14 protein-coding genes are annotated in these 20,086 nt (G+C 51.7%); 6 read left to right on the top strand and 8 right to left on the bottom strand.

Annotated features, from left to right (window positions below; genetic code table 11):
• Window positions 1-7: 7 nt before the first annotated feature.
• The 6 genes from recC to EOJ37_RS02580 form a co-directional block, all read right to left on the bottom strand.
• On the bottom strand, window positions 8-3,373 hold the full coding sequence (gene recC, locus EOJ37_RS02555) for an exodeoxyribonuclease V subunit gamma (protein WP_127957432.1): 3,366 nt from the start codon (window positions 3,371-3,373) through the stop codon (window positions 8-10).
• A 43-nt stretch (window positions 3,374-3,416) separates the two neighbouring features.
• Window positions 3,417-3,794 (bottom strand): prepilin-type N-terminal cleavage/methylation domain-containing protein, encoded by a 378-nt coding sequence (locus tag EOJ37_RS02560; protein WP_240651657.1) that lies wholly within the window; start codon window positions 3,792-3,794, stop codon window positions 3,417-3,419.
• Window positions 3,784-4,236, bottom strand: coding sequence for a YgdB family protein (locus EOJ37_RS02565; protein WP_127957435.1), 453 nt, complete (start codon window positions 4,234-4,236; stop codon window positions 3,784-3,786). The genes EOJ37_RS02560 and EOJ37_RS02565 overlap by 11 nt, the downstream gene beginning before the upstream one ends.
• On the bottom strand, window positions 4,233-4,805 hold the full coding sequence (locus EOJ37_RS02570; RefSeq protein WP_127957438.1) for a prepilin peptidase-dependent protein: 573 nt from the start codon (window positions 4,803-4,805) through the stop codon (window positions 4,233-4,235). Before EOJ37_RS02570 ends, EOJ37_RS02565 begins: the two co-directional genes overlap by 4 nt.
• Complete coding sequence (locus EOJ37_RS02575; RefSeq protein ID WP_127957441.1) at window positions 4,793-5,320, bottom strand: prepilin peptidase-dependent protein; 528 nt, start codon at window positions 5,318-5,320, stop codon at window positions 4,793-4,795. The genes EOJ37_RS02570 and EOJ37_RS02575 overlap by 13 nt, the downstream gene beginning before the upstream one ends.
• A gap of 538 nt (window positions 5,321-5,858) precedes the next feature.
• The gene (locus EOJ37_RS02580) at window positions 5,859-6,512 is read right to left on the bottom strand and encodes a helix-turn-helix transcriptional regulator (RefSeq protein WP_127957443.1); all 654 of its coding nucleotides are present in this window, start codon (window positions 6,510-6,512) and stop codon (window positions 5,859-5,861) included.
• Between the two features lie 513 nt (window positions 6,513-7,025).
• On the opposite strand from EOJ37_RS02580, the gene EOJ37_RS02585 reads away from it, so the two are divergent.
• Window positions 7,026-8,171 (top strand): glycerate kinase, encoded by a 1,146-nt coding sequence (locus EOJ37_RS02585; protein WP_127957446.1) that lies wholly within the window; start codon window positions 7,026-7,028, stop codon window positions 8,169-8,171.
• A gap of 86 nt (window positions 8,172-8,257) precedes the next feature.
• Here the strand turns inward: EOJ37_RS02585 and EOJ37_RS02590 are convergent, their stop codons facing one another.
• Entirely contained in the window at window positions 8,258-9,730 is a 1,473-nt protein-coding gene (locus EOJ37_RS02590) for a DASS family sodium-coupled anion symporter (protein ID WP_127957450.1), read from the bottom strand.
• Window positions 9,731-10,477: 747 nt separating this feature from the next.
• On the opposite strand from EOJ37_RS02590, the gene EOJ37_RS02595 reads away from it, so the two are divergent.
• The 5 genes from EOJ37_RS02595 (at window position 10,478) to EOJ37_RS02615 (ending at window position 19,001) form a co-directional block, all read left to right on the top strand.
• On the top strand, window positions 10,478-12,274 hold the full coding sequence (locus EOJ37_RS02595) for a DUF2138 domain-containing protein (RefSeq protein WP_162473644.1): 1,797 nt from the start codon (window positions 10,478-10,480) through the stop codon (window positions 12,272-12,274).
• Between the two features lie 14 nt (window positions 12,275-12,288).
• Entirely contained in the window at window positions 12,289-12,915 is a 627-nt protein-coding gene (locus EOJ37_RS02600; RefSeq protein ID WP_420820612.1) for a DUF1175 domain-containing protein, read from the top strand.
• 149 nt (window positions 12,916-13,064) lie between these two features.
• Window positions 13,065-17,591 carry an MG2 domain-containing protein gene (locus EOJ37_RS02605; RefSeq protein WP_206194012.1) on the top strand — a complete coding sequence of 1,509 codons (4,527 nt, stop codon included), beginning with the start codon at window positions 13,065-13,067 and terminating at the stop codon, window positions 17,589-17,591.
• Between the two features lie 108 nt (window positions 17,592-17,699).
• Complete coding sequence (locus EOJ37_RS02610) at window positions 17,700-18,107, top strand: DUF2300 domain-containing protein (protein ID WP_127957457.1); 408 nt, start codon at window positions 17,700-17,702, stop codon at window positions 18,105-18,107.
• Window positions 18,108-18,203: 96 nt separating this feature from the next.
• The gene (locus EOJ37_RS02615) at window positions 18,204-19,001 is read left to right on the top strand and encodes a YfaP family protein (protein WP_127957602.1); all 798 of its coding nucleotides are present in this window, start codon (window positions 18,204-18,206) and stop codon (window positions 18,999-19,001) included.
• A gap of 99 nt (window positions 19,002-19,100) precedes the next feature.
• On the opposite strand, the gene ilvY is transcribed toward EOJ37_RS02615, so the two are convergent.
• Entirely contained in the window at window positions 19,101-19,982 is an 882-nt protein-coding gene (ilvY, locus tag EOJ37_RS02620) for an HTH-type transcriptional activator IlvY (protein ID WP_127957460.1), read from the bottom strand.
• Window positions 19,983-20,086: the final 104 nt, after the last annotated feature.

The raw sequence follows: 20,086 nt of genomic DNA on the forward strand, positions 1-20,086 counted from the left end.
GCCGCTCTTAGGCACGGCTGTTAATGTTATGGCAACGGATCGCTAATAGGTAGCACTCTGCCGTTGCAGTGATTTCATCTATCTGCTCGGGTAATAGTTGGCGCATGATCCGTTGCAGATAGGGATCTTGGCTCTCCTGTTCACGCCAGGTCTGCTGTAGTGCACTTCGCGCTTTGCTCTGTGTCTGTTCGCTCCAGTCGATCTGTTGCGTTTGTGGCTGGTAGCACTTTTCAAGCCAAGCCCAACCACTACGCGCTAATAGTAGCAGCGGTTGCGTCATACCATGCTGGTAACCGCTGATCCAGGGCTGTAATAACGCTTTTGCCTGTTGCGCTGTCAAGGCTGGAAAGTGGTAGAACTGACTATCACTGCCATAGCTGCGGCTCTCTCCTTGCCCACCGACACCACAGTAGATCAAGTGTTCCAGCCAGAGTGTGATCGCATCGACGACCCTCAGTTGGCCGGCGCGCCAGCGCAGTAAACCACTCGGTTGCACATGGTATAGCCAACCGGTGATGCGCATTGTGCCCACATCCAGTGCCAGTTCCAGTGTCTCACTCTGTTGGTAGTGTGGCCGTATCCGTTCCGCCAGTTGGCTCATTTCTGCCAGTTGGCTCTGCCAGTAAATTTCACCAAACGCGCCGTAGGGCAAACTGCCGGAACTGCGCATACGCTGGTAGAGCTGCTGCGGCTCAGCACCGGTGATCAGGCTGTTAAGTAGCTGACTATTCCACTGGTAGCGTTTGAGTGGATCAAGTTCAAACGGTTCCTCCTGTTCAAGCTCAGTGTTTTCCAACTCAAAATAGACCCCAAGGCGCTGTTGGAAAAAAGCTTTAACCGGGTGACGATAAAAGCGCAGTAGCTGTTCCAACGAAATTTCGTTCCGCTCTAACGGCTGCAATGGGCAGCTAAAACCACCAGGTTGTGTGCCTTGCCCAGCGGCAGCCGGCAGCCACTGGGCGGCATAGCTCTGGATGGCACTGCCGGGCTGAAAATTTTCTGCGGCAAACGGCATTCGGCTGTGCTGGGTGAGCAGGTGCGCACGCACGTTGGCTGCGCTGCTATCGAGATCACAGGCTTCGTCTCCTGCTAAATAGTGGCTCTGCTCAAGATATTCAAGCAGTTCTGTCACCAACACCGAGGGGAAGCGCTCGCTGTTATCCTCAATCGCCCGACCGATAAAACTGATATAGAGCCGCTGTTGTGCCGAGAGTAGCGCCTCCAAAAACAGGTAGCGGTCATCGTCGCGTCGGCTACGATCACCGCGCTGGCTCTGCTGTGCCATCAGGTCAAACCCCAATGGCGGTAAGCTGCGTGGGTAAATGCCGTCGTTCATGCCCAACAGGCAAACCACTTTGAATGGGATCGAGCGCATTGGCATTAAGGTGCAGAAGTTGAGTTGGCCAGCAAGAAAGCGTTGGCTAATGCGCTGTTGATCGAGTCGTCCGGTCAACTCATCACGCAAAATGGTTAGTGGTACGCTGTCGTGATAACCGGCAGCCAAACCAAAATTGATTACCTTTTGCCACTGCTCGTTGATCAGTGCTAGCGCCTCTTGGGTTTCACTGTCGGCGATAAAAAAGCTGGCTAATAGCTGTTGGCACAGTGGCTGCCACTGCGCTAATGGCTGTGACTGGCTCAGCACTTGGCGCCAGTGGCTAAGCTCGGTTAATAGCGCCGCCAGTTGGCCAACCAGTTCCGCACGTAACCCGTTCGATTCGTCATACGGCAGCACGCCTTGCCAATCACCAACTTCGCTGGTCATCGCATAGCCGAGCAACATGCGCACCATGCCAAAACGCCAGGTGTGCTGGCCGGTGCTAGGCAAGGAGAGGTCTCGCACGCTGTCATCATCCAACCCCCAGCGAACACCCGCTTCAGCCACCCACTGGCGCAGCAGTTGTACCCCTTGCTGATCAATAGCGAAACGCGCTGCTAAAGCAGGCACATCAAGCAGTGCCAGTACCTGTTCCGCGCTAAAGCGACTTTGTGGTAGCTCCAGCAGTGAGAGGAAGCCTTGTAAAACTGGGTGAGCATGGCGTGCTTTACGATCAGAAATAGCAAACGGCAGGTAGCGCTCCGCCGTAGCATGACCGAACACCGCTTGAATGTACGGTGCGTAGCTGTCGATATCTGCCACCATAACGATAATGTCGCGGATGGTAAGTTGTGGGTCTTCAGCTAACATCGCCAACAGTTGATCTTGCAGCACTTCCACTTCACGCAGTGCGCTGTGACAAAGGTGCAGGCTCACTGAACGATCTTGTCGATCGAGCAGACGTTTGCCACCACTGTGCTCAAAGTCCACAGCACTGCTGGCAACCAGGGCGTGATCTTCCAGTTCCAGCATGTCGTGCTGGAGGGTGTGTAATAGATTATCTGCTGGAATATCAACAAAAAAGTTGAATTCTTGTAGCTGCTCCATTTGTGTCAGTAGGTAGAGATGGTCACGCCCCAGCTTGCCCCAAGAGGCCAGTAGCGGGTTGCTCAACTGCTGCTCACCCTCGGCATTAAACAGTTGGCTGGCCTGTTGTGGCTGGCGGAATAGTGGCTGCTCGCCCAGTTGCTGGTAGCGGCGACGTGTGCGGCTCTGTAGCCGAGCCAGGAAGGCATAATCCTGAATATCACCCCAGTAATAGCGGCAGGGGTTGGTAAACAGCAGGTGGATATCAATATGTTTTCCCAGTGCTTGCAGTGCATCAAGGTAGATCGGCGGTAACGCCGAAATGCCGCAGATAAACACACGGCTGGGTAAGCCGGGCGGGCAGTCCGTGGCGCGGTTTAATTGGTTGATAAATTCGCGGTAGAGGTTTGCTCGTTGCCATTGTGGTTGCTGTAGCTGTTCGGTGTGCGCAACCAACGCACGCCATAACGCTGCCTGCCACTGCTGGGCATCCGCCAGACCTGCCACCGTTTCCCCTTGCTGCCAGCGCTCCAGCCAGTGCGGGCGGAACACCAGATATTGGTCGAATAGGTCGGCAATCCGACTGGCAAGCTGGTGGATCTTGCGCTGTTGATCATCATCACTTAAGTAGTACTGCAATGCGGCAAATTCAGGCTGGATGAGCAATGCTGGCAGTAATTGCATCAATTTCCAGCACATCGCATCTTTACTAAATGCACTCTCTTGCGGAATACCCGGCAACACTTTGGTAAACATCTGCCAGATAAAAGTGGCCGGTAGCGGAAAAGTGATATTGGCCGCAATACCGATCTTGTCTGCCAACTGCATTTGTAACCACTGCGCCATGCCTGGGCTTTGCACCAGCACCACTTCCGACTGAAAGGGATCGGCCAATGGCGCATTGCCGATCAGCGTGCTGATCACGGTTGTTAGCAAATCCAACTGATTGGAGTGGTAAACGGTAAACATGCGGCTCCTTGTCAGCCAAAAACCGGGGTTCTGCCCAGACAGGTTAAAACACTTTATCAACAGCTGCCGCCGGCAAGCCAGCACGGCAGTACCATCGGCTCAATGCAATCTGCTGCCGGTGGCTGGTGATGGTTACCGTGTGGCGCCAACACTGGTTTGGGTGCTGTTCAGTTTCAATGCTGCGTTGCCAGCGCTCTGGTAGCGTTACCAACAGGCTGGGCGGTTTATCACTGGCATCAAACAACGCTAATTGCTGATGTGCCAACCACCAGGCTTGCTGATATTGCCACTGTCGCTGGAAACCTTGTAGCAAAACCTGCTGATAGTTTAACAGGCCGATCAGCGATAGGGAGAATAACAATGCCGCAATTAACAGCTCTGCTAGGCTCACGCCGCGCTGCTGGTGGCGGTTACTTTGCACAATCAACCCCGTCTTTTGCCGGGCAAAAATCGAGCCAACCGTTCGGCTGAGCCCGTAGCATAACGCGGTTATCCTCGGGATGTGTGGTCACTAACTGGTAGAGCCAAAGTGGCGTCTGACCGTCAATAATGCCACGCCCGCGCAATATTGCCGGTTGTGCAGCAGAAGTTGAGTAGCGTAAGCAGGCTTGCAGTGCATCCTGGTGCTCTGGCAGGCAGAACCAATCGCTGACCGATAGCTCGTTGGTCGGCCAACGTTGTGCTAAACCCCAACTGAGTGCCGAAGCAGCCTGATTGTGGGCGCGCAGGTAGCGTTGCTGTTCAACGCTCAATAACAGCGCACTCTCCAACTGGCGCTGCAATCCATTCAATACCATTAAACCAAGCAGCAGTAGCAGCATTACCGCAGCCAGTATGCTTCCGTTCTGTTGCGCTCGGTTCATGTTGCTCCTACCCGCACTAGCCAGCGTAACCGGTGGCTGATTTTCTGTTGCGTGGTAGCATGACCTGCCAAATCAAGCTGTAGCACGCGCTGGCTCTGATCACTATTCAGCATTTGCAGCGTAAACGTGCTCAGCGTCACCTCTTCCTGATCGAGGAGTCGCTCCCAGCCGCTCCCCTGGCAGTGGCTAACACCGCGTTGGGTCTCTAATGCACCAGCACGCAGGCGATAACCAAAATAGTCTGCTTCACCACTCGGTTCCCATTGGCCATTACGATTGAGATCGTAAGCGATGATGACACAACTGTTGGTCGCTTCACCCGCCAGTTGGCTGATCAGTAGAGCTCGCCCTTGGCAGTGACCGGCGCAAAAACCACTGCGCTGTAGATCTTTGCTGATAGCAAATGCCGCCTGCTGTAGTGCCAGCACCAACCGATGGTGGCGACTGCTCTCCAGTGCTTGCTGGCGCAGTATCGGTAAGGTTTTCGCCGCAGCCAGGGTGATTACGGTGCCAAAAGTGATCGCCAACATCATTTCCGGTAGGGTAAAACCGCGCTCTAGGGCTGACATAATGGGATGCTCCGCACCAAGCTGCCTTCGCTGCACAAACGTAGCCGCCCTCTGGCAGATAACACCAGCCGAATGCGACCCGCGCTGTTTGCCAGCACCATATGGCCGGCTTGTGCATTATTGCGCATACCGTAAAACCCGATCTCTTTCTGCTGACCAGAATGCAAAGTGATCCCCGGTTGGTCAGCAGCAAATAACCAGCGTTCAGTTTGTGTTTGGCAACTGACTGGTGTGCCACTGCCGACACACCAATGCGCCCCTGGCTGTAGCCATAACAGTGCAGCACGGTTCCGCCAATTGGCATCCGTTTGCAGGCGGGTAAGAAATGCTTGTAACTGTAGTGCGCTCTGTTCCAGCCTGAGTGCCTGTTGATAATCACGCCACTGATAGAGGCCCCAACCAGTTAACATCGCCACCAGCAACATGACGACCAGCAACTCAAGGAGTGTTAAGCCAGTTTGCCGACTGGATAGACTGGATAGACTGGATAATTGAGTGTTTAGCGAAATATTCATTTCACGATTTTAACTTGGCACAATGGTGTTCACCGCAGTAATAAACGCGAATTGGAATTGAATAAGCAAAATTTTTATCGCCACAACCAGGTAATCATATATTTTGCGTAGTAGATCGCAGTCACACTGGCGGTCATTCCGTTTGTGTGGCGTTAAAGAGAGCAGGCCGAACAATCAGACCGCCCATGCCATCATCAGACTGGTTGAATGCTACCCATTGGGCATACGGTAATAACCGAATTCGAGCCTACCAAGTGTGCTCTGCTTTTGAAATTGATTAATCTGGCTTATAATCGCGTTTATCTACCATCAATCCTCAACTCTTGGTTGATGGTGGTCAGCCACCACCGTATGTTTGCCCATACTGTGGTGGTGCTTTAAACGCTATGCTAGGCATGAGAGGCGATATTGGACATAAGAAGCTATATTGGACATAGAGTGCCGAGCTGTATTATTGGCGTAGCCGCTGGAGCAGTCTATTTTCAATCGCGATATTTGATGTTTACTTACTGCACTGTAACACCAATCCCTGCTGCCGTTAGCTTGCCGAAATACGATAAGCACAGCGCCGGGCACCGCCGACAATGTGCTCTCTGCGCTCCACTTTCGCCTGTAGCAATTCACTAAATAGCCGCAGTTCCGCTTGGCAGAACCCCTGACAAACTTTGGCTGCCACACCAATCGGACAGTGATTTTCCGCCAACAAAAACTCACCTTCATCCAGTTGCTGCCACTCAGCCATGTAGCCTTCACGATTGCGTATTGCTGCGAGACAGGCAACACGATCACGCAATGCGGTGATACCAACCATAGCTTGTCGGTAATTTGCACCGCTCTCTTCAGCGCGGCTATTGATCAAGGTATCTAATGCTGGCTCACCCAGTTTGTCACGTACCGTGCGTAGCAGTTGTGCGGTGAGTTCCGCGTGTGCATTTGGGAAACAGCCGTGACCGGCTAAAGTGAGCTGCCAACAGAGCGCTGGGCGGCCAACACCTCGAGCTTCTGCGTTGGCAACGACCAGCCCACGTTGCGACAGTTTAATGAACTGTTGTCGCGCTGCTTCACTGGTGATCCCGAGTATTTTTCCCACTTCAGTTGCTTGCAGTGAACCATGCATTTTCAACAATTGCAGTATCCGTTCACTGGTTGAACAGTTTTCACTCTCGCCACGGGATTGGTCAATTGCAGACATATCTTATTTCACCGGATAAAATGATAACTTAAACAATCATTTGTAAAATTCAGCTTACTCAACTCACCCAGAGTTGATCCCTGCAGACGTGATTGATGCTGTCAGTGTGTACAGCGACAGTACGCAGCAACCGCAGCGTACACGCAGTCTCTGAGAATTTCGAGCACTACGCAGGGACAACATAGCACTAAAAATCACCTTAACTAGGTAGCCACTCAACCTGAGTGAGTATTGCGCTAATCAGCGGCTTATTATGCCACTACACTGCGCTTTTATGCCGTGCTATAGCACTATTTGCTATAGCAGACCGCACTAACATAGTGCTCGCTGTCCCTTCAGTGCCAACTGGCAACAGCGAGCCTTTTTGTTGTTGGCGACAATTTTCCCCACGAATAACCCGCTGTTTTTGGTCTATTAGCTCAAGATTTTTATGGTGCTTGGCCAATAATAGACGCTTCGAGGCGTGAAGTTGCCAACGGTAACTTTCCGCCGCCAACCAGAATGGAGCGAAACATGAAGATTGTGATTGCCCCTGATTCATTTAAAGAAAGTTTGAGTGCATTTGATGTCGCCTGTGCCATTGAGCAAGGTTTTCGCGAAATATACCCACAAGCACAATATATCAAGTTGCCGATGGCGGATGGCGGCGAAGGCACGGTAGAGGCAATGGTGGCAGCAACGGGTGGCAAACGTGTTGAGCTGCCGGTGACAGGCCCACTTGGTGAAACGGTCAATGCCTTTTATGGCTGGCTGAGTGAGAGCAGAACGGCTGTGATCGAAATGGCGGCTGCATCCGGTTTGCATCTGGTGCCACCTGAGCTGCGTGATCCATTCCTCACCTCCAGTGTCGGCACTGGTGAGTTGATACTGGCAGCACTTGAGCAGGGAGCACAACAGATCATTCTGGGGATTGGCGGCAGTGCAACCAATGATGGCGGTGCTGGCATGATGCAGGCACTTGGCGCTCGCCTGCTTGATCGACACGGTGAGCCGTTGCCACCTGGCGGTGCCGCATTGGCAGATCTGACAACCATCGATTTGAGCAACCTGGATCAGCGCTTGGCAGAGATCACATTACGCGTGGCCTGTGATGTTGATAACCCCCTTTGCGGTCCCAAAGGGGCTTCGGCGGTGTTTGGGCCACAGAAAGGTGCCAGCCCAGAGCAAGTGGTTGTGCTGGATAATGCACTGCTGCGTTGGGGGAGACAAATTGAGCAAATCAGCGGTTACTCAGTCCTGGAACTGCCTGGTGCAGGCGCTGCTGGTGGCCTGGGCGCAGCACTGGCCGGGCTGTTAAATGCCCAGTTAGAACCCGGCATTGCGATCGTCACTGATGCATTACAGTTAGCAACTGTGGTGCAAGGCGCCGATTTGGTGATCACGGGTGAGGGACGTATCGATAGCCAAACCGTGCGCGGTAAAACACCTATCGGCGTTGCCAAAATCGCCAAACAGTTTGCTGTGCCAACCATCGCGTTGGCTGGAGGAGTAGCAAGAGATCATGCGTTAGTGCATCAGCATGGCCTCGATGCTGTGTTCGCGATTGTTAACCGGATTGTTACCTTGCCAGAGGCGTTGGCAGACGCCGAGGAGAACTTGCGAGTCACTGCGCGCAATATCGCCGCACTATGGCGCATTGCGCAACACGCGCGTGATTAAACGCTGAGCACCGCTAATGTTAACGGGCATTCGCTAACGCCAACCGGCAACCGCACTGGTTAGCGTTAGCCCGCTGCTTGCGGTGATCACCAGTGGCCGAGCCACTTCCACCACAATCCGCCAATCACAATCCAAATTGACAAGTTGACTACGCTCATAATCAAACCCGTTTTCCACCACTCTTTCAAGCTGGTATAACCTGAAGCAAAGATGATCGGTGCAGTACCGGTCGCGTAGTGGGTTAATGACATCATCAGTGACGAGGAGAAACCAAGCACCAGTGCCAGCAGTGCCGGCGGTGCTCCAATCGCTAGGCCAGCAGCAAAAAAGGCGGCGAACATCGCGGTGATATGCGCGGTAGTGCTGGCAAAGAAATAGTGTGAATAGAAATAGATCGCCGTTAATAGCAATGTACCCCCCACCCAGCCCATACCCATTTGTGCGATCCCTGCGCCTACAGTCTGTGATAACCAGTCAATCAGCCCCAGTTTGCCGAGGTAGGTAGCCATCATCACCAACGCAGCAAACCAGACTACGGTATCCCAAGCCCCTTTATTCTTCAGCACATCTTCCCAGCTCAATACCCCACTGGCGAGCAGGATCGCCAACCCCAGCAATGCAGCTGTCGTTGGGTTCACTGCGAATGCCGAACCAAAAATCATCGCGGGAACACCGGCCCACAACAACAGTAACAACGTAAAAACCAGCAGCGTGATCTTCTCCGCCAACGTGATTGGGCCCAGTTGCTGTAGCTGATTACGGGCAAAACTGGGGGCATCTGGTGTATTGGTGATCTGTGGTGGGTAGAGCAGGTAGATCACCAGCGGCATAACCAACAATGAGAAAATCGCGGGTATCAATGCCGCCAGTGCCCACATTGACCATGTCAGTTCAAACTGTGAACCAGTGCCTTTAGCAATTAAGTTAACCACCAGTGGATTAGGTGCTGTGGCGGTAATAAACATCGCTGAGGTAATCGGGTTGGTGTTGTAATTGACCAGCGCGAGATAACGGCCAATTTTACCGCTGCTGTTTAACTCTGGCTTGGAGCCAAAACTATCGGCAATTGAGCGCATGATAGGGTGAATAATGCCACCACCGCGCGCGGTATTGCTGGGGGTGATCGGTGCTAGCACAGTTTCCGCCAGTGTGATCGCGTAGGCAATGCCTAACGTTTTTTTGCCGAATAACGAAATAAAGTAGTAACCAATACGCGCCCCCAATCCGGTTTTATTCAGGCTAAATGAGATCATCATCGCAAAACCAATCAACCAAATTAGTGGATTGGAAAAACCACTCAGTGCATCATTCAGTGCAGCCCTGGAGTTGCCCGGGTTGGTGACACCGGTTAATGCCACGAGGGCAATCGCGATAATCGACACTGCCCCGATCGGCAATGCTTTACCAATAATCGCCACAATAGTGCCAATAAATAGTGCCAACAGATGCCAGGCATGAACGGAAACGCCAACCGGAACCGGGATCACAAACCAGATCAGCAAAGTGATAGCGACCGCAAAAAAGGAAGGTAGAGGTTTAAGTGGGGTTAATTTATTCATTAGTTATCCGTTTTGAGTTATCCATCTTGAGCAACATTCTCAGAATTGTTATCTCAACTCAGTGAAAATAGTTGTGATATTTCACCAAATCGTAGTCAACCCAGCCAAACCCGTCAATCGCTAGCACTACAAACAGAATTAACAATCGCAGAATAGGGCTACGCTAGTACAACAACAGCCGATCCCGCGCCGTTTATCGGGCTAATCCATCAATCATTACTTTGATTTCAATCTATTGAATATGTTGTTGACGGTTGGTCACCAGCGCGCAATCACTGTGACAGGGCATCTGAGCCGACTAGTGTATGATCATTTTTGCTCCTGACTTTGTTGTCAATCAACCCAAGCCAACTGATTAGACGAATAGATAGCGGCTGAATAGCCGCTTTTAGTGGCAAAAATGCGTGTTATTAATTAAAAAGTATACTTTCATGCCTGAGTTCTGAGTTCTGAGTTCTGAGTTCTGAGTTCTGGTTGTAAGCCCACCACTGTAAAGCACTAAAAAAACAAATTAGGCATGGAGTATCCAATAAATAACAGAACATAATTTTACCAATCAAGCTGTTATCAAGTAGAATAAGCTGCTGAGCATAACCCTGCAAAATCAAAGACATTTTTAAGCGCGCTGGATGTTCCATTGAAAATAAATACAGTGATAGAATGCACACTCTTGTGATCATTGTGTCGCTATTTTATTCCGATCCGGCAAAATTGACTTGGTTCTTATCCTGGGAGTGGAAAAGCAATATGAGTGCAGATAGCAGTAACGCCAGCTCGACGTCACCGAAGCGACGCAAAGGCAGATACTCACTGTTGGCGCTGGCAATTATATTCTTGGCTGTTGCCGCTGTGTGGGGTTATCAATACCTGTTGCAGCCAAACATTCCTGTCACGCCCCCAGCAGCGCTGCTGCGGCACAATGACTTACGTATCGATTTACAGCACCCTGATGTTTTAATCGAAAGTGATTCGTTAAGCCGGTTACCCAAAGACCTCCTCACTATCCCTTTTTTACGTGAAACTCTGACAGAAGATTTGGTTTTTTATTATCAAAATAATGCTGATCGTTTGGGGATTACTGGCAGTCTTCGTCGTATTATATTCGAGCATGAGCTAACACTACGAGATAATCTGCTGGAGATATTCCTTAATCAACCAGCGGATATTGCGCTCTGGCGTGATCGGCGTGGCAGGCTATCGCACTTCGTTGGGATAATTAAACTGCGCGGGTTATCACGCTTATTAGAACCCTTCGCCAAAGTCGCTGCCAATAAGTTAGACCTACAATTAGAGTTGATAGACCCCCGATTTTCCGCGTTGACCATCGATAACCAGCCAGTGGCGGTCTATGCGCTGTCTTACGCTTACAATAAGCAGGTGCTGTTTGCCAGCTATGCCGACCGGCTGTTGGTGTTCTCTGATTTTTCAATGCTCAATAATGCCAAGAAACCGTCAAAAGATTCACAACAACTGTTCCAAGCACTGCTCAGTGGTAACACCCCGTGGCAACAGAGTTTTGAGCTAACGCCACGACACCACACCGCATCGGCAAGCGCTGAGCAACCACCAGCGGCTAAATCAGAGAGTGCTCATCGCATCTCACTCAGCAGCCATTACCTCGGTTTTGGTTATCAGCGTTTTATTCCGGCGCTGGCGGCGCTGCGTTTTGAGATGCAGCCAGAAGGCTGGCACAGTTATTTGGCGCTGTCTGGCTCCGCTGATAGCACAGACAAAAAAGATCCGTTTGATCTGGCACCGATCTGGCAGGCAATGCCAACCGGTGCCAGCTTCTGCCTAGCGCTGCCGGTATCACAAAACCTGCCAGCCTACCTGCTACAGCGGCTCTATGCTAAACAAGCAGAAACTGTACCGATGCTACAGCCACGCGATGCAGTGCTACCCATCAATGGCCGCAGTGGTATCTGCTGGTATCCCGATTCACGTCTGCACAGCCCGTTACTGGTCACTCAGCTCAGTAGTACCGATCACCGGCGTAATGATCAGCAACTGGCGACACTGTTTGAGCAGATGATTGGCAGTTATGAATATGGCAAGGTGCCAGTCACCCATAGCAAGCACAAAGACATGCCAATCTGGCAGCGTGAGGTGAGTTCACGTTATGGTCAATATCATCGCAACGATGCAACTTCAGCACAGAGCCTGATCGAGCAGCGCTTCTTGCGTGTTACGTTGGCACGCCATCACCAGATGCTGCTGTTCTCACTGGATGATCGCTTGGTACAAAAGGCGTTGAAAACCCTGGATCAGAATTTCCCGCCACTGGCCGATCTGTTACCTGACAAAACAACCGGGATCGTGCCGCTCTATGTCGCGCCACAAGCACTATCACAACTGCTTGAACAGGAAGTTTTCTCAAGCCTGCCCGAAGAGTTGGAGCCCATTTTTTATAATGCCGCACAGACACTACTGCGTCCCAAATTGAACGCACTGGCCGAGCAACCCGCCTATAGCTTGCTGCTACCGGCTGATAGCCAACCGCAAACCCACTGGCAGTGGTTACCACTGAAATGGCAGCAATTATGAAACGGATGACCACGCTGCGACCGATGCTGTTGCTGTTGCTGCTGTTCAACTGCCAACTGGCGTTAGCGCAGTCCAACGTGCTGGATCAACAGCAGTCACGGCTGTTTCGTGCTTGGTTTGTGCAGATTGTCGAGCAGCAGATCAAGCGTGGCCCCAACCCGCGCTGGTATCAGCAGGATTGTGCCGGGCTGGTACGTTTTGCTGCCAATGAAGCACTCAAAATCCACGACAGCAAATGGTTACAAGCCAATGGCTTGATCGGTAGCCCGTTGCCACCAGAGCTGGAGATCAGCGCTGAGCAGCGTCTGTTTGCGCAACGTTGGCAACAGGGCGACGGTAAACAGGGTGCCTATGTTGATGCGATCAAACTGATCTTGCTGAACAGCCAGTTACAGAGCCGTGATCTGAATCAGGCACAACCGGGTGACTTACTGTTTTTTGACCAGGGGGATGATCAGCACCTGATGATCTGGATGGGGCGCTATATCGCCTACCACACCGGAAGCAGTAGCAGCACAGATAACGGGATGCGTGCGGTTAGTGCACAGCAGTTAATGCGCTGGCGCGATACCCGTTGGTTACCCGACCCATCGAACCCCAATTTCATCGGCATTTATCGCCTGGATTTCTTATCACAATGAATATGAAAACTATTTTTAGCATTGTCGGTCAGTTTTTTGGCTATAAACGGTGCCATCGCACCCCTCGTGACACTGCCACGCAGCGGATATCCACCACGCCAGCTTGGCGTAACAAGCGGTCACTGTCTCTATCACCGTTACTGCTACTGCTGCCTCTCGGTTTTGCCAGTGCCGACGCCAAACTACCTGAAAGTTACTATACAGTACCTAACAATTTTTTCTTTCTGCTCGCAGATAACAGCTTCAGTAGTGAAGAGATTGCCAAAGTACGCCTAGAAGCTCAGCAGTATCTGTTCAGTGATGATCTATATGATGGTGTCGACATCCGGCTATATCGTATTGAGCGGCCAATCGAATTTTTGAAGAAACAGAAAAACCTGCATCGTATTAAACTGGAAGGGCAGTATCTGGGAGAAGGGCTATCGAATACGCTGACCTACCTATGGGACAGCTGGTACGCTAAATCACGTCATGTGATGCAGCGCGCATTCTCTTCCAATGCGCGTCAACGGGTGGTCGCTGCGCTGCCAGAATTGAGTACCAGCCCGACGATATTCCAGCCCTCCAGTTTCACGGTTCAACCCCAATTTGCACCGCTAAAAAACTTGCCGTTGATACAGCAATTTCGCTATCCACTCTGGCAGGCAAAGCCGATACAGCCACCGGAAGCAACCCATTTGCCAGGTTCCTCCAATCACTTTTTTCAGCCCCGAAAAGGTAATGTCTACATCCCGCTTGGTCAATTGCAACCAGGGTTATATCTGGTCGAGGCGCTGATCGGCAGTTATCGTGCTACCACGGTAGTTTTTGTGAGCAATACCGTCGCATTAAGTAAAGTTTCCGCCGACGAACTGCTGGTGTGGACCGCCGATCGCCACACCGGGCAGGCTGTCGCAGGTAGCAAGATTTTATGGAGTGATGGCCTCGGCATCCTGCACAGTGGGCAAACCGATAGCCGAGGTGTTTTAACGCTCAGCCACGTAGCACCCGAGCGCTCATACCTGCTCGGTGAAGATAGTCAGGGCGGCGTGTTTGTCTCAGAGAATTTCTATTACGACAGCGAAATTTACAGTACCAAACTGTACGCGTTTACCGATCGACCACTCTACAGTGCCGGTGACTGGGTAGAGTTCAAACTGATTGGTCGTCAGTTCAGCAATGCCGTCGATTCCAGCGCGATTAAATCGGCACCAGTGCACGTTGATGTGATTGATGCTAACGGTAACTTTCTGGAAAAAATCACACTGCCGATCGATGGCAAATCAGGGGCTAATGGCCGCTTCCAGTTACCTGATAATGCCGTCGCCGGTGGCTATGAATTGCGTACCAGCTACGATAATCAGATCTACAGCAGTGCCTTTCGTGTCGCCAATTATTTGACGCCACACTTTGAAATTACCTTGTCAATGGCGCAGCGCGATTTTGCGGTACATCAGCCAATTAATGGCGAAATTGTTCTGCTCTATCCAAACGGTAAACCGGTGGTCAATGCACACCTCGAGTTGAGTCTCTACCAGCAGCCATTGTCGATGGTAGGTAATGATCTGCAATACCGTGGCAAATTCCCGGTCACGCTAGAGACCAGCAAACTGGTTACCGACCAGCATGGCCGTGCTCAATTGACGCTCCCGCAAGCCGATAAACCCAGCCGTTATCTGCTTACGCTTTTCGCCAACGACGGTGCCGCTTACCGGACCAAAATGACACGTGAGATATTGATTGGCGGCAACCTCGACTACTACCTGCTGACAGCAGCAAAACGTTTTAGCCAAGCGAATGAGGAGGTGAAATTCAACCTGCAACGTCATAGCTCTCGAGCCAAGCAGGCTGATCCGGGCACGATGCGTTATGAGTGGCTGCGGCTGGAAGATCGTCAGCTTTTTTCTGCGCCACTGCCTGCAGGTGATACATCGTTCAGTATCCGCTTTACCCAACCGGGCAGTTACAGTGTAAGCATAAAGAATGATCAACAGATGATCCTCGCCACGACCAGTCATGCTGTCGGTGGCCCGGATGAACTGGCGATACCAGGCAGTGTTGAGATCGTGTTAGATAAAGCAGCGTACCGGATTGGCGAGGTGGCGCAGGCATTAATTACCTTCCCGGAAGCGGTCGATCATGCACTACTCACCCTAGAGCGCGATAAAGTTCAACAGGTAGCGCTACTCGGCACTGAGGCAGATTGGCTGAAGTTAAAACGCATTAGTGACAACCAGTACATTGCGCGCATTCCCGTACAGCGCAATTTTTCCCCCAACATCACCTTCTCGGTGCTGTATAGCAAAGGTGGGCAATACAGTTTCCAGAATGCCGGCATTAAGGTGTTGATACCGGAGATAGATATTGACATCACCACGGATAAACCGAGTTACCAACCCGGTGAAAAAGTAACGGTGATACTGGATACCCGCTTTGAGGGTAAACCGATCGCAAGCCGTCTGACCGTCAGCGTAGTCAATGAAATGATTTATGCGTTACAACCGGAGATCGCGCCAACTATCAGCCAATTTTTCTACCATCCACGGCGCAACAATGTGCGCACCAGCAGCAGCCTGTCGTTTATCTCCTATGATGTGGCGTTACCCGGCAGGCTCAATGCGCAAATGCGCGCCAACCGTAGTGAACGCAGCGTCAAAATGCTCGATCTGCCACGTAGAGAACTGAATGATACCGCTACCTGGCAGCCCGATCTGGTGACGAATGCTGATGGTAAAGCAACGTTCAGTTTCCGAATGCCTGAGTCGTTAACCCGCTGGCGCATCACCGCACGCGCGCACACCGCACAGGGTCAGGTAGGGCAGAAGCAGCACAGCATCCGTTCTGAAAAACCACTCTATCTTAAATGGAGTGCAGCCACCCAGTTCCGTCATGGTGATAAACCAACAGTCGGCGTGTCGGTATTTAGCTCACAGAGCGAACCCATAACGGTTGAGCTACGATCGCGCTATGGTGATCAGCAGTACCAGCAATCGGTCACGTTGCAACCAGGGATCAATTACATCAACCAATCACTGCATATCGATCACTCAGGAAGCTGGATCGGCCAATTGGTGCAACAGGGTCAGGTAGTCGACAGTTTGCAGGTCGATCTGCAAGCTTTGGCTGTGGAGAAGACAATACGTCAGCAATATCAACTTCAGCTAGCCGCTGGCGAGCACTCACTGATCCTGCCTGCTGACGCTGATGATGTTCAGTTGCGGCTGACCGACGATCTCCATTCGTTGTTTCGTGCCAACCTGAGCCAACTGCTCGATCAGCCTTATGGCAATATTGAACGCAGCGCTAGCCGCATGTTACCACTGAGTATTGCTTATCAGATGCTGGCGCGTGAGGACAAGCAGCGTGGTCAACAGCTACGGCAAACGCTGCAGAATGATCGCCAACATCTGATGCAGATGGCTGGCTCATCGGCGCAATACTCCTGGTGGGGCGAGCAGAGACCCGATGCGCTACTGGCTGCATATGCCTATTATGCCGATTGGTATGCCAGCCAAGTGTTAGGTACACCATTACCAATTAAGCATTGGCAGAGCATACTGTATCGCTATGCCGACCAGGCTGATCAGTTACCACCTCTGCACCGAGCACTGATTTTATCGTTTGCAGAAGAGATGCACTTACCCGCCAACTTACCCGTCACTACGCTATTGGACGGATTGGCACGGGATCTGGAGAAAAACAGCCCTGTCAGGCAAACGTTGCAATCTGATGCCAGCCTGGTGATGACAGCACCGAACAGCGAGATTGGTCTGGCAATAGCGCGTGTGATCACCTACTCATTATTGCAAAAAGTCTCTACCCAGCCTCTTTCAACACAGAGACAACGGATATTGCAACAGAGCCGCAATTTGATTGTAGAGAGCAATCAACCCTTCGCTCAGGTCGCCTTGATGCACCATTTGGGTCGCAAGGGTTCAGCCGCTGCCGAGCTACTCTCAGGACTCATGGCATCACCACAAGGTATTGAGCGTGCGTTAGCGCTGACTTGGCTATATGACACTGTAATCGTTAGTAAAAAACCAATACCATTCCAGCCCGGTCAAGGTTGGCAAGCAAAACAGGGCGAGTTAGGCGATCGCTACTGGCAATGGACAGGCAAACCCTGGGCCCCTTCACTGGTGGTGGCCAACTCACAGCAAAAACCACTAGCAATGTCGGTTAATTTCAGTCTACCTGCGACATCAGCTGCTGTTAATACCGAGCAGCAACCGTTAGCGGTCAGCGTGGAACGTCGGCTAATGAAACTGATCCCTGGTGAGGCTGCATTTGAGTTTACCGTGTTGCCGGTTGCCGCCGATGAGGAACTTCACAGCGATGTGCTTTATCTCGATGAGGTGACACTGACTAACCTAGATGATACGCCACACTACAAGATGTTACTGGATGTGCCTCTGCCTGCTGGCGCCGAAGTGGAGCGTACCACCTGGGGGATCCAACTGTTTGGTTTACATGAACAACAGGCGGTGCCATTGGAGCAGGCGAGCAATCAAAGTGGGCCACTCAGTTATCAAATACCCGTTGCCCAGCAACAGGGGAAAAAGAGTTACCGCCACCTGGTCCGCTTCTCACAAAAGGGAACATTGATGCTACCGCCAGTGCGTTACTGGTCATTCTACTCACCACAACAGCAAGTAACTGAAGAAAGATCAGATAACCACTACGTGGTAGTGAAATAGATAACCATCAGAGACCGGTCACCAAGATGATGTGGGATAGGATTAACAACGCAACAGCCTAAAAAAGATGCCGTTACATTGCGTGAGTAAAAATAGGGTGAGAACAGGATGCGTTTGGCGAACTATTTAGCCGCAATTCTGCTGCTGGCCGCTAGCGGCTCGCTGTTAGCTGCGGGCGGTGTTAACTCAGCCCAACAGCAAGCAGAGCAGGCGGTACAGTGTCAGCAGATACCGGCAGCGCACGCCTGGTTACTGAAACAGCAACCACGGTGGCGAGAAAAACTTTATCCGCTGCCAGGTTATACCGCTGTCTCTGCGTTTACCGTCTGTCATCTAACAGCCGGAAATCCTTATGCGGAACTGGATACACAGCGCATTTACGTGCGAGGCCTCACCTCGCTACAGGATCGACTCGACTTAACCCACGAGTATCTGCACTTGGCGTTTGCCGGTCATCCTGCTAGCCAGGATGAACAGTTTATTGAGCAACTTGCCCGCTCCCTACTGCTGGAGTGATGCCGCTGGTTGGTTTTTGTCGGCGACTAACAGCATGTTTATGCAGCTAAGCAGCAACTCGGGATAGGGCAAAATATTTTTCAGGATAATTTAATGATGATGGTTCGTTACTGTTGTTTCTCCCTTTGGCTTATTGCCTACAGTCATGCCGCGATCGCTGAACAGCAGGTGGTACTTGATGCTCCGCGTTCCGGTTGGTATAGCCGCTCCGGCGTCAATGCGCAGTTCTCCCAGCAGGTTAACTACCCAGCATCTTCGGTAAATACCCCTGCCAATCAGAGCCGGCAAGCGCTGATCAGCGGTCAGATTAAAAACCGCCCGAAACAAAGCTATGCCGAACTACAGCAACCCGGTCTGTTGATCGCTAATGGTGTTGCCATGCCACTGGCGATCGACACCGACGGCCACTTTCAGCGCCCTTACATGTTTGCCCAAGGCAGCAACAATGTCGAAGTACGCAGCCCTGATCGCTCTGCGCGTCAGCGCACTCAGTTTTACGCCAACACCGGTGCCGGTGCATTGGCGCCACGTTTACGTATCGTGCTCTCCTGGGATAGCAACTACACCGATCTCGATCTGCATGTGATCAGCCCAGATGGTCAACATGTTTTTTATGGTCACCGTCAAGCAGCCAATGGCGGCGCACTTGATATCGATGTCACCACGGGTTATGGGCCAGAGATCTTCGCAACACCAGCACCACTCAACGGCCAATACCTGGTCTATCTCAACTATTATAATGGTCAAGGACGGGAGGTCCTCACCACCGCACAAATCACCATCGTCAGTGAAGAGGGAACGATCAATGAAAAGCAGGAGACAGTGTTAGTGCCGATGCGTAACCCCGGTGAACTGACACTGGTAAAAAAAGTCACTTACACAAAGGCTGACTGACCAGCCAGTTGACTAACAGACAATTAATCTAACAGACCAGTAACTCGACCTGACAAATCATACGCACCGGCTCTTGGCAGACCAGTGCGCATGATCCGGCTATAACAGTTGCCAAAATGCGCTAATGAGTGGTTCGTCCAGCCGCTTTTTTTGTACACAAACTCCGAGCGCGAAAGGCTCCACCATCGCGACATTCTCTAATGTCGCAATCCGGCTACGTACCGGCTCTGGGCTATTTTCCACCACCACGGTTGGGATCAACGCAATGCCACAGCCCAGCGCGACCATTGAGACGATCGCTTCATGGCCGCTCACTGTGGCGTAAATCAATGGGTTTGTGATGTGTTGGCGGCGAAACCACAGTTCGATCCGCTTTCGTGATGGGCCATGTTCCGGCAGGATAAAAGGGATTGTCGCCCAGTCCGGCTGCCCGGCAAATGCTTGGCTGCGTATCGGGCACGCCAGCGCTGGCGCAATCAGCACCAGCGGGATCTCTCCAATCTGGCTGAAAGCCAAACTGGCCGGCAACTGTTCAGGACGACCAGCAATAGCAAGATCTGCTTCATTTGCCTGCACCTTAACCACCGCATCAGCCGCATCACCGGTAGTCAACTTAATCTCGACCAGTGGATGCAGTACACGAAAGCGATCGAGAATCGGCGGCAGGTGGCTGTAGGCGGCAGTCACCGAACAGAACAGATGCAGCTCACCGCTGAGCGATGGCCCCTTTTGATCCAGCGTCTGTTTCAACTGCTGATACTGTAACAGTGTCTGTTGCGCAAACACTTTCAACTGTTCACCGGCTGGGGTCAGTTGCACTGTGCGGTTATCACGCAGAAAGAGCGGTTGGCCAATGCTCTGTTCCAAGCGCTGGATCTGGCGTGAGAGCGTTGAAGGGCTAACATGCATCGCCTGTGCGCTACGGCTAAAGTGGCAGCTCTGTGCCAAGTGCAGAAACAGCTTTAGATCTCGCAAATCCATATTGGTACGCTCCGGGTTGTGTTGCGTAAAGTGCAACGTGTTATTGTTAATATATCAATTTGAGCAACACAATTCCTGGTATAGAGTGACTTCAATCACTCGCA

Source organism: Serratia microhaemolytica (assembly GCF_004011885.1).
Lineage (GTDB): Bacteria > Pseudomonadota > Gammaproteobacteria > Enterobacterales > Enterobacteriaceae > Serratia_G > Serratia_G microhaemolytica.